General features: G+C 64.2%; 7 protein-coding genes. All 7 read right to left on the reverse strand.

The features are described from left to right. Positions 1–317: 317 nt before the first annotated feature. A complete protein-coding gene (locus tag P3102_RS29120) occupies positions 318–1973 on the reverse strand; it encodes an arabinofuranosyltransferase (protein WP_276363420.1) in 1656 nt (551 codons plus the stop codon). 261 nt (positions 1974–2234) lie between these two features. Continuing rightward, positions 2235–4187 (reverse strand): FG-GAP-like repeat-containing protein, encoded by a 1953-nt coding sequence (locus tag P3102_RS29125; protein WP_276363421.1) that lies wholly within the window; start codon positions 4185–4187, stop codon positions 2235–2237. Positions 4188–4231: 44 nt separating this feature from the next. Then, the gene (locus P3102_RS29130; protein ID WP_276363423.1) at positions 4232–4702 is read right to left on the reverse strand and encodes a hypothetical protein; all 471 of its coding nucleotides are present in this window, start codon (positions 4700–4702) and stop codon (positions 4232–4234) included. 12 nt (positions 4703–4714) lie between these two features. Further along, a complete protein-coding gene (locus P3102_RS29135) occupies positions 4715–8326 on the reverse strand; it encodes a chemotaxis protein (protein ID WP_276371402.1) in 3612 nt (1203 codons plus the stop codon). A gap of 143 nt (positions 8327–8469) precedes the next feature. Continuing rightward, entirely contained in the window at positions 8470–8931 is a 462-nt protein-coding gene (locus tag P3102_RS29140; protein ID WP_276363425.1) for a hypothetical protein, read from the reverse strand. 946 nt (positions 8932–9877) lie between these two features. Next, positions 9878–10108: an integrase core domain-containing protein gene (locus tag P3102_RS29145; protein WP_276363426.1), complete on the reverse strand. Its 231-nt coding sequence runs from the start codon at positions 10106–10108 to the stop codon at positions 9878–9880. A gap of 1253 nt (positions 10109–11361) precedes the next feature. Next, positions 11362–12486, reverse strand: a complete 1125-nt coding sequence (locus P3102_RS29150) for a serine/threonine-protein kinase (protein ID WP_276363428.1) — start codon at positions 12484–12486, stop codon at positions 11362–11364. Positions 12487–12488: the final 2 nt, after the last annotated feature.

Below are 12488 nucleotides of genomic sequence, written 5' to 3' on the forward strand. Positions count from 1 at the left end.
AGTTTCTTCCACTTCCTTACTGTCCATTGTGGTCTGATCCGCGCCCGAGACGAGCCCGAGCTGTCGATCTCGGGTTCTGAAGGCCAGCTTCGCCGTTGTCTCGACAAGGTTCAGCGGCCAGGATGCTGTTTCCACCCTCTGGCATCAGCGTCGGTCCGACCTGCGTCCGTCTCTCTCCGCCGCGGTCGTGCGCTGTGTCGCCCCACCAGTCCTCATGGGCGAGGCGACACAGCAGCGTCTTGTGAGGTAAGTCTCACCGCCGCTCGTGATGGTTGATGATCAACTATTGGGGTCAGACGGAGTCACAGCAAGCCGTGTCAGCCGCAGGTTTGTGCGTTCTCGGGGTTCCGGTCGTAGCGCAGGCGGCTTCGGCCGACGGAGTGGATCAGGTTCTCCCAGAATCGTTCGAAGGTCAGCGGCGCGCGGACGGAGTCGAGCATCTCCTGGGTATGCGGGCAGCTCAGGGTTCTCCGGATCGCGTCGAGGTTGTCCTGCTTGTACTGGCCCCGTGCCGCCGCGGCCTCCGTCGGCTCCGCGCCGAGGCCGGCGACCTCCCAGTTCGAACCGGCGAATTTGCTGTGCCCGATCCGCCGCCCCGGAATGGTCGTGCTGTGGGCCGCGACCGGGTTGGCGAGCCCGATCGGGTCGTGCACCCACACGTCGAGCGGCAACAGCATGCCGGGGCCGCCGATGTTGAAGTAGGTGAGCACGTCACGGCCGTTCGCCGAGGGATAGGCGACCCAGCCCCTCGACTGCGCATGCACGTGGATTGCCGGATCCTGCTGCGCGGCCAGCTGCTTACGAGCGTCGTCGGTCATCTCCACGAACAACCGGAAGTCCCCCGCCAGGATCGGGTGCTCGGTCCCGCTGGCCGCGACATAGGCGGCTCGCTCGTCGGCGATCACCTCTTGCTCGTCGATCGGTTCCTCGAGCCCGGCGTACGGGGTTCGTAGCCAGCCACCGGCGACCACGGCCCAGACGGCGACCGCGACAACGGGCACGAAGGTCAGCTTGGTGACCCTGATCGCCATCACCGGAAGCAACAGGCAGAACGTCGCGGGAAGCAACATCCTCCCGTGCATGAAGTCCCCGCCGACCCGGACGACGTACGCCGCCAGCAGGACGGCACCCACCAGCGGGACGGCCACCAGCACCACCACCCGCCGGTTCACGGACTTCCGCCACACCAAGGCCACACCGCCGAGCAGGCACGCGGCGACCGGGATCCACAACAGGTACGGATCGGTGAAATCGCCGAAATACGCCCATCCGCTGTCCCACAGTGCCTCGGAAGCTTCCTTGACCAGCGCCGTGTTCGGGGTGATCAAGCCGTAGTAGCCCATCCGGAACACCTGATACAGCACTGGAAGCACGGCTGCGGCACCCAGCAGAAGCAGTGTGGGCCGCCAGCCCCGCCAAGTGAGCACCAGCAATCCGGTCATGGCGACCACACTGAACAAAGCGAGGTCCGGGCGGACGAGCGGACCCAGCCCGATGACCACCGCGGTCGACCACAGCGGGCCGAACGGCTGCTCGGTACCGCGGCGCACCAGAAGCCACCAGGTCCCGCCGAGCCACAGGCTGATCAGCCCGGTCTCCAGGCCCGAGGTCGCGAAATCGCGAAAAGGCGGCAACGCCAGGACTACGAGCGCACCCGCCGGAAACACGACAGTGGACGCGGCAGGTCCGGCCAGCCGCCGGGCACCGTCGAGGGCCAGCAGCAAGCCACCCGCCGAGAACAACAGTCCGACGATCACCGCGATCCACTCGAGGCTGACGCCCGGCACCCAGCCGACCAGCACGAGCACCGCCGTCCACAGCGTGCTGGTGTTGGCCTCGACCCGCTCGCCCACGTTGAAAACCGGACCGTTACCCGCCAGGATCTGCCGGACCGTCCGCAACACGATCAGCCCGTCATCACTGATCCAGCGCCGCTGCCACGCAAGGACCACGAACCCCAGGACAGTGGCCACGATGGCGACCCAGCTCCACGCGCGGACGCGGCTGCGAACGCCGGGTCTGTCCGGTACTGCCTCGGATTCCGCGGTAATAGTGCTCAACTCAATCTCCAGGTAACTGAAAGACGAACAATCACCCAGAGTTCTGCGACGTGACAACACTGTCCGCGACTGGGCAAGATCCGTAAACGATCTTGCCCCACTCTATCTTGTATCCGAAAAAGGACCGGCGCCGGGCAGGGGCAATGGACCCCCTGCCCAGCACCGGCTTGATGATCAGAATCCGAGAGCGAAAGCCCTGGGCACGGTCACCTCATCACCGAAGGCGAAATCGCCATGCCACAGAATCGAAGCACCCACGAACTTCGCCCCGTCGGACGCCCCGACATACACGTCCGCTCTCGTGCCACGCGTGTAAGTGACGATGTCGGCCTTGCCGTCACCGGTGAAGTCCCCGATCGCGGGCAACTCGGCCCCATAAGCGAAGTTGTCATGCCACTTCACGGAGTTTCCAACGAACCGCACACCGTTTGAAATCGCCACATAGACGTCGGCCAGTGTCCCTCGGGTGAAGACCGCGATGTCGTCCTTGCCGTCACCGTCGAAATCGCCCGACGCGGGAATCTCGTCACCGAACGCGAAGTCACCGTGCCACTGAAGGGAGTCACCGATGAACTTGCCACCGTCCGAGAACGCGACAAAGACGTCGCCCGCCGTGCCACGGGTGAAGCAGGCGATGTCATCCTTGCCGTCCCCGTCGAAATCACCCACTACGGGAACCTCTGCGCCGCCGGCGAACCGACCGTGCCACTTCACACCGTTGCCCACGAACTTCTTGCCGTCCGACAAGGCGACATAGACCGAAGCCGTCGTCCCGCGCGTGAAGACCGCGATGTCATCCCTCCCGTCCCCGTCGAAGTCACCGACCGCGGGAATCTCCTCGCCGAACGCGAAATCGCCGTGCCACTGCTGCGAGTCACCGACGAACTTGCCACCGTCGGACAGTGCCACATACACATCACCCAGCGCCCCCCGAGTGAAGGTCACGATGTCCGTTTTGCCATCCCCGTCGAAGTCACCGGCCAGCGGCACCTCGTTGTTCGTCGCGAACCTGTCGTGCCATTTGACCGAATTGCCCACGAACCTGGCACCATCGGATACGGCCGCGAAGACATCCGCCGTGCTGGTACGGGTGAAGACCGCGATGTCATCCCTACCGTCACCGGAAAAGTCACTCACGGTAGGGACCGGCGTGGTCGCCGAAACAACACCGGACACCAACTCCGTCCCATTGGCCAACGTCGTGACTACCCGGTAGTACAAGGTCTTCTTCGCGGGCAGGGACTTGTGCGTGAAGCCGGTCCCCGTCGTCGACCCGATGCGGCGAGCTTCAGCCACCGGAACCGAAGGCTCCTCCCCCGCGTAGACCCGGTACGTCAACTGACCCTGCCCCAAAACCGGAGCCCACTTGACCGTGATCGCGTGATCGACCGCCTTAACCGTCGCGACGAAGGTCTGCTGGCGGATCCAGGCGGTAAGATCGTCTGTGCGGGTCGCGTTAGTGCCTTGCCGGGGCTCGGTCACGGTAAGACACCCATGCTGCCAAGATGCACCCACCACACCGGCGAGTTCGAACTTGCCCGCAGTCTCACGGAACACGGGACCGCCAGCGTCGCCCTTGCACGCATCGGCACCATTGTCGCCGGTGAGGGAAAGACTGTCCGCAGTCGGCGTGCCAACGGTGAACAACGCGGACTGAAGCTTGTTCGGGACCCATTCGGTACCGGTACGCCCATAGCCCGCCAGACGCAGCTTCTCGCCCGCCGTCGCGGCCGCACCGCCCAGCGTCACCGGCGCGATGTCAGTGATGGCAGTGTCGAGCCTGGCCAGCATCACCCCGCGACTCGGATGAGAGATGAGGTTCGTCACCTTGGCGACCTTTCCGGTGGCGCCGGAAAGGTCCGTCCTGCCGACGATGGCGGTGGCCGCCTTGGCGGGCACCCCACCTTGCGGGTTACCGGGGAAACAAGTCGCGGAGGTCACGATCCATTCCGATGCCACAAGAGCACCGCTGCAAGCACTTCCGTCGATCTCGATCTTGGCGGTGAACCCATAGGCTCCGTCCGCGGCCGCAGCACCGCTGGAAACGGCTTGCGCCGGCGCGATGACGACGCCTCCGAACGTGACCGCGGTCAAGGCCGCGAAAGCGAACGCTCTGGATCTCTTCATTTATTCCCTCGATCATCCGACCACAGCAGTGGCGAGCAAAATGGCTACTGAAATTCCGAACCCGCGTTCAGACGCGCCCGTTCTTCCGGCCAGTATCTTCCAGCCAGATCTTCCATCTTGCCGAAGAATTCGTTTCCTGCAAACCTGAGAGCGAACAGCAATTCTTCTTCACCAGCGGCGACGGCCCGCCTGTCGCCGCCGCCCTCAACAGAAACCAAGACCCGACCGCGCGGCAAGGGCTTAAGCTCGAAGTAGATTTTTTGAGTCGGAATCGCACTCTTTGCTTCAAGCCCCTGCCGGTAGTCGTCGACCATTCTAGCGACGATTATCCACATGCCAATAATGTCGTCGATTAGATCTCGGTCGAGCACCAGGACACCGTCGATCTCGAGCTCGATGGCCCCCAATAGATCGTCGCTGCCCTTCAGTCGCGGAAGTCGATCACACTGAGCGATATCCACGAACCGGGTCTTTTGCTCCTGCCCGAACCAGAGGACAGTACCGGCAGTCACCATTTCAGACGTCCCTTACCCGATCGGAAAGAATGTTCCTATTTTCCCATTTTGAAGTCCTATTCTGTAGGCTACGCCGCCAACAGAGCCCTCGTACCAACCCCAGCCGTTGCCCCGCAGGATCGCAGCATGATTCTGATTCAGCACCTTGACCATCGCCTCTTCAATCTCCTCGATCCTCATCTTACCAGGAAAGAACGACTGCAATTTTTCCCAGCTTCCATCCCAATATTTTGGATGGTGCCGTTCGAGGATGTGCGTCATACGTTCCTTGGTAAGCGGAATCATTCGATTGCCGATTTGGTAAGTTTTCCCGCTCCACTGGCGAAGCGTATTGTACGCTCGCCCAGCGAGAAACTTTTCCATATTGGCGGCCTCGCCGGCCAACCTGCCCAACTTCATTCTCTTGAGCAGTTTTTCGAAAACCTTGCCGTAACCCGCGGTCTCAATTTTATAGACGGCCCCATTGGCCGCAGCGAGAGATGCCCTCAACTCCGGCGAGCATGCCTGGGGCCGCTCCTCGCAGAATCGCTTCATCAGCAGCGTTTCGAAGTCTGCGATTCCCGGGCCTAAACCCTGCACGCCCACGTACTCGTATCCACCATCGAGCCACCAGGCATCCATCTGCCGCCCGATGGCTTCGCACTGGGTGAGTCCGTAGCCCGCGAACGGCAGCTGGACACCGTTGACATAACACGCGCCGTTGGTGAAGAGCACGATGAGACCGCTGTCGAACTGTGCTGCTCTGGTGTCAGAGGGCCTCTGATCCGGGGGTGTGCCTGTCCAGGTGCGGAGGAAGTGTTCGGTGGCGTCGCTCGCGGCGCGGCCGGCCTCATCCGCGCTCTTACCCGCGGCCACTGCGGATCTGCGGGCGTCTTCTGCGTAGCCGGCCGCGCGGGCGGCGGCGCTTCGCGCCGACGCTGCCGAGCCGGCGGCCTTGGTCGCATACTGGGCGGCTTTCGCGGCGTCCCGCTGCGCGGAGGCGACTGCCTGACGTGCCTGGTTGGCCGACTGCGCCGCCCGGTTTGCCGAGGCCTGCGCCTCGTCAGCGGAGACTTTGGCCTGGTCCGCGTAGCCTTTCGCTTCCTCAGCGGAGGCCTTCGCCTTCTCCGCGTATCCTGCGGCTTCGTTCGCCGCGTTGCGGGCGATCGCCGCCGTCTGCAGGGCACGTGCGGCGACCTCGTTGGCCGCCGCGGCCGACGCCGCAGCTTCGGCGACATACCGACGGACTGTCGCCACGTGCGACGCTGTGTCCGAGTCCCGCCGCTCAGCTTGAAGCCGTCCAAACTGGACGAACTCCCGAAGCTCAAGGGCGGGCCCGGCCAAGGCGATCTGCGCGGCCGCCTTCACCTCAGCGCCACCGGTCTGCAGCGCCTGCGCGACCACTATCCGGTCATCGTGCTCGGCAGCCTCGTACTGACCTGTCCGCAGGAACTCACGCCGCGCGTCGGCGTCACCGTCGAGCGCTGCCTGCGCGGCGGTCCGCATACCCGGGCCGCCGGAGGCGAGCAACCGGCTGATCGCCAGCCGCTCATCGTTCTCCTTACCTTCATACGGCTGCTTCCGCAGAAACTCCCTGACCTGTTCAGCGGTGCCGCTCAAGGCCGCCAACGCCGCCGTCTTCAGCGCCGGGATCTCGCTCTCGACGAGATGCCCCACCCTCGCCCGATCGTCCTGTTCCGCCGCGACCGCCAAACCAGCGCGGACGAACTCGGTGACAGCAATCTCGTCTCCGGCGAGGACGTTCTTCGCCATCGCCCGGCTGATCGGACCTACGTCGGCTCCAGCCAGCTGTCGCAGAGCGACCTTCCGGCCGTTCGCGACGACGGTTTCCCGGGGAGCGCCAGGTGCCGTGGCTTCGGCGATCAGGCGCTTGGATTCCTGGCTGAGTCGCAACGACTCCTCAGTGTCCCAAGGAAGTCTTGCGGGAATCGCGTCCGTCGCAGCACGAAGTGCCTGAGCGAGTTCGACCGCCTCTTCGGTCTCAGTGGCCAACCGCTCGGCATCCGCGACTCGAGCGGATTCCTCGGTCTGCTTCGCTTTGGCCGCCGCCGTGGTCGCGTTTTCAGCTGCGACCTTCGCGGCCTGTGCATGTGCTTCTGACCGAGCCGCCGCATGCTCCGCCTCACCGGCGTGCTGGGCGGCCTCGTTGGCAGCGTCGGCCGCAGCGTTCGCGTGTCCAGCGGACCGGGTCGCTGCTGCGCGGGCTTCATCCGCTGCCGTGGCCGCTTCCCTGGCGAAGGCCACGGCAGCGTTCCCCGCTCGCACCGCACGCGCCGCGGCCCGCTTCGCGTCGGCGGCCGCGCGCTTCGCACGGTCGGCCTCGGCACCAGCCACGTTGGCGTGCCTACCGGCCGCATCGGCCGCTGTTCCCGCCGCGTCGGCGTTCGACGCCGCGCTCAACGCCGCCTGCAGTGCGTTACCCGCCGCCTTGGCGGCGGCGCCAACCGCGGCAGCCGCATCAGCCGCAACCGCAGCACTCAGCGCGACCGACTTGGCAGTGACAGCCGCCTTCTTGGCGTCGTCGGCCTTCCCCGCGTCGGTAGCCGCATCCGCGGCCGCGTTATAAGCGCGGGTCGCAGCCTTACCGGCCAGCACCGCGGCCGTGGCCGCACGATTCGCCGCGTTCGCCGCCGCCCGAACCGCCTGACTCGCCGCGTTCGCCGCACTGATCGCTTCCCTCGCCGACGCCGCCGCACGAGTGGCGGCATCCGCGGCACGACCTGCCGCAGCCGAGGCCAGGTTGGCGTCGTCTTTCGCGGCAGCCGTCTCCGCGGCCGCGCGTTCCGCCGCCTGCTTCGCCAAACCTGCCGCCTTAACGGCCTGCTCCGACGCCTGCGTCGCCAAGGCGGTTTCGGCCGCCGCGCGCTCACCCGCCTCCTTGGCGGCGGCGGCAAGGCTCGCGACACTCGCGGTTTCATCGTCCCGCTCCCGCGCGACATACTGCCCCGTCGACAGGAACTCACGCAGCTCGTCCACGCCACCCGAGAGAGCGACCTGGGCGGCCTGTTTGACAGCCGGCCCGCCTGTGGCCATGATCTGCGCGACACGGACGCGGTCGTCGTGCTGCTGGGCCACTTCCCTGCCGCTGTGCACGAATTCGGCGATACCCTCGAAAGGACCGTTCAACGCCGTTTGAGCAGCCTCTTTGACACCGGGACCGCCGGCGCTGAGGATCTGTGCGGCACGAACTCGGACATCCTGTTCCCACGGCTCACGCACACCGGTCTCGAGGAACTGCCGCATCTCCGCAGGCGTACCGCTTAACGCGGCCTGCGCGGCCGTCTTGACCGCGGGCCCCGCCGTCGCGAGGAGTTTGGCCATACTGAGACGAGTGTCATGATCACCAGCGTCACTCAGGCCAGAGGCCAGGAAGTCCCGCACCACCTGATCACTGCCGACCAGGGCAGCCTCAGCCGCTTCCCGGACCGCGGAGCCCCCCTTCTCCCAGGCGGCCACCACCTTCGCCCTGTCCGATACCTCCTCCTGCTCACCACCGGGAACAGGATCCGCGAAGGCCGGGACGGTGCTCACCAAGCCCAGCAGCAGGGCCAGGATGACAACGAAGCACAAAAGTGCCGCGAGCCTCGACCTTCTCGGAGTTTCGGATCTCGCTTCGAATTCCATGATCACGACAGCGGCCCCCACCAAGCACTCAGAATGAAAATGATGGACTCAAACGGCATCGTGCGCCCTCAAACGAAGACGCACGATCACGAAGAGAGATTCATAACAAATAATGTGTCGACCAGGTTTCGGGCAGATACAACTCAAGCACCAGCGGAAACAAATTCCGCAAGCGACGAATAGCCGTTTTCCGGATTTGCGCCTTCGCCGACCGATGTCCAGGTATTCTTGGGGATGTCCACAATCACTGGCGCGTCTTTGATCTTCATTGTCGCCTTCAATGCGTGGTCGTCACCCTTGATCAGGTACACCCTGGCGAGGTCCATGCTGAGGTACCCCTTGGCGCCCGTGATCTTGAAGCAGAACGGGACGTTCTTGGTCCGACTCCATACTTCTACAAGGTTAGCACCGCCACCACACTCGGTGAACAGGATGTGTCCGTCGCCTTTCAGCAGGCGAATACCGTGCTGCGTGAAGATCTGATCGGCACCCGGATAGTCGTAGTCCTCCACGACAGGCGGCGGATCGTCTGATACGGCCGCACCCGCAGCCGAAACAGGAAGAAGCGAAAACGCGACAGTGGAAAAAGCGCCCACACCGAGCACGCACGAGTAAAACCTCACAATGACGAATCCTCCCCTGGGCTCAACCAGCCCGCAGCCACTTCCTGAGGCCACGAGGACTCTACCTGCGACTTCTCGGTTCGTCAACGATTGGAGAGCGATACGGCCGATCAGCCCATTTCCGCGGAAGCCGACTCATGAGCCATTCTACGATGTGCCCAAAATCGCTACAGGTAACGCGGACGAATGCTCGTTCGATACCGATGAAGCATGCAATGCAACGTCATGCCATTTCTCGCCGCTGCTCGCTGCTGACACACTGGTCGAAGCCGAGTCTTCTCGACCACGCTCATCGGCTTCGGCCGTGTCACCACGCGATCACCATCCGCTACTGGCCCTAGCACCTTCTTCGTAGCTCTTGGTCAAGGAGTTCGTAGTCGCCACGCCCGGCATGACTCATAGGGCCAGGCAGAATGGTTTTGGGTGTGGCTGGACGCTGCGCCTAGGTCATCATTGCACGAGAGGTGGGCCAGCTGACCGGGCATCTTACATAGGCCGCTACGGACGACCGAACGACATGACACGGTCCGGCACATGCGTGCCCGGGACGAGCCCGAGAGGTCCGAGACAGTCCGACACCTGACGACAGTCCCCGACACGGCAGGCCCGTCACGACCAGACGAAAATGTCTTGTCCGGCATCACTTGACACTCTCCGCCACCTCCCAGGTTCGCTCTTAACCAGCGGGTTCGGGGTTCGAGTCCCTGATGGCGCACGTATGAGCCCCACGTTGTCGATCCGATAACGTGGGGTTTTGTGTTATGTGGACGAATTTCTTCCACTTCCTTAGTGTCCATTGTGGTCTAATCCGCGCCCGAGACGAGCCCGAGCTGCCGAGGACGCTTCCCAGATGACCTCCAACGTCTTCTGCCTGGTTAGCGTGGCCTGCGGGGTTCCACAAGTCTGCCGACGGCTCTGACCAGTAGGGTTATGCCGCCCGTTCGTACTCGTTGATCAGGCCTCCGAGAAGCCGCTGTCGCCTGATCCGCTGAGAGTTGAGGTCTGCCACGGGGTGGGTCGGCTGTGGTGGGCGAAGCTCGCGGGAACGGTGCGGCCGTCGACCGTTGTAATGCCGGACGTACTCGGCGAGCACGGCGCGCAGATGCCGTTCGCTCAGAATCAACATACGGTCGGCGAGCTCGGTTCTGGCCGTGAGCACAAACCGTTCGGCGTAGCAGTTCGCCCGCGGGCAGCGGAGGAATCCTTACCGCCTCGATACCGACGTCGGCCAGAACGGCGTCGAACGACGCCGTGAACTGGCCAGCCCGGTCACGGATGAGAAACCTGAAGTCGTCGCCTCGATCACCAAGATCCAGCATGAGATTGCGGATCTGCTGAGTAGTCCACCGGCCGTCCGGATTCGTGGTCGTGCCCAGGATATGGACGTAGCGGCTGCCGACCTCCAGCACGAAGAACACATAGATCCTCCGGAGGGTGAGCGCACAGTCGATGTGGAAGAAGTCGCACGCCAGCATCGTCGAGGCCTGCGTGCGCAGGAACTGCCGCCAGGTCGTGTCGGTGTCCCGGACCGGCGCGGGAGGTACGCGTGCCCGCTTCAGGATCCGCCGGATCGTCGACGCGCCGACCCGGTGTCCAAGCTTGAGCAGCTCACCCTGAATCCTCTTGTAGCCCCAGCTGTGGTTCTCCCTGGCCATCCGTTCGATCAACCCAGCGATCGCGTCGTCGACCGGTGGACGGCCAACCCGGTGTGGATAAGTCCACTTCGCAGCCACCAGGCGCCGATGCCAGCGCAGGACCGTGCCCGGGGTGACCAACCGGTGCAGCCGCAGCGCCTTGGGCAGCATGCGGACCAACGCGGCGAACACAGCCCGGTCAGCCCAATCGAGGCGAGGTTTCGGGTTGCCTCTGCGCAGCACGGCCACCTCATGGCGCAGTACCAGCAACTCGACGTTCTTCGAGGCTGACGACCGGCCGAGCAACACCACCAAACCCGCCAGCCGCAAGAGGATCAGATACAGCAGACGCAACGACATGGCCGACGATCATGCCCTACCCGCCGAACGCGCCTGTCGCATGAACCGACTTCTGGAACCCCACACGATCAGATCGTCTGCACCGCGCTCGGCGTCCATGTGCAGGGGGGCGGTGCGCGCACAGCAAAAGTGCGGCTCGGATTCACCATCGGGACCACCGAAGCGGACGCGTCGCGGACATGCCCCTTGATCAAGTAACCGACCGAGCGGGCAAGAGATCGCCACCGACAAAGCCGCAATCGTCAGGTCGACCGCGGGTGCTCCCGAAGGGCGCGCCCCACACCACTCTTAACCAGCGGGTTCGGGGTTCGAGTCGGTAATGTAGGGCCACGCGCTATAACGACTCGACACGATCGGTTCCCGGCCACAGCGGTCACCCCCAGAGCCGTCCTGACCACCAGCTGATCCCGACCCGACTTCAGCGGCCCTCCAGCAGGTTCAAAGCCCGTTCGATCGGCTCCAGTTTGGGGTTGCCCTCCCCGAACGTCTCGATCGCCCGACTCCGCAGCTCGGTCAGGGTGAGGGCCGCGGCCGCGCTGTCACCGCTGTCGTGCTCGAAGGTGGCCTGCCTGATGGCCTCCATGATGTCGGCTTCGGTGAGAAAGTCACGCCGCTCTCGAGCGCGGAATGGGCGCACGGAGGTCGAACGGTGACCGGCGACCGCTTCCGGCGGGCTGACAGCATCCGGAGTGCGGTACGGGATCGTCACGTCGGGCAGGGACACCGGGTTGGGTTCAGGTGCGCCGACCGTCGGCAAATGAGGACGCAGTACCTCAAGCACCGTCTCGATACCGGGCCGGTCTTCCATCTTCTTCTCCAGCAGGGCCAAGGTCAGGTCCGCCAGGCCCGGATCGACGTCGGCGACAAAGCGCGACGGCGGTGCCGGACGGTCCTCCAGGTGTTGCTTTTCGAGCGTCTTCCTGCCGTCCACAACGAACGGAGGCCGCCCTGTCAGCAGGTGGTAGAACACGCAACCCAGGCTGTACAGATCCGATTGTTCGACCGGCTCGGCTCCCAGGAAGCGTTCCGGCGCCGAATAGTCGTCGGTCCCGACGAAGTTCCTCGTGTACCTCGGCGTGTCCTTGTTCAACGGCAGCGCGATCCCGAAGTCGATCATGTAGACGACGCCGTTGTCGCCGACCAAGAGGTTGTCGGGCTTCAGGTCGCGGTGGACGATTCCAGTCGAGTGACAGGCGGCGAGCGTCTTCGCGACAGACGAGCCGATCGCGGCGAACTCCGTGAGCCGGGGCACGGTGGTCTGGCGATACTTGGTCAGCTTGTCCCCGTGGATGTAGGTCATCGCCAGGTACGGGACAGAGCCATGCTTGTCCCGATCGATCACCGCCGGGATGTTCGGGTGCTTAAGATCGCTCAAGTACCTGCCCTCTTTGTCGAATCGGCCCATGATTCGCCGCCGAGCTTCGAAATCCAAATCAACCGTTGCCGGAAATTGCGGAATCTTGACAATCACCTGCTTGCGCGTTTCCAGATCGAGCGCACGATACGCGACGCCCATCCCCCCGGCGCCCTTCTGTTCGACCACTT

Origin of the sequence: Amycolatopsis sp. QT-25 (assembly GCF_029369745.1) — a bacterium.
GTDB lineage: Bacteria > Actinomycetota > Actinomycetes > Mycobacteriales > Pseudonocardiaceae > Amycolatopsis.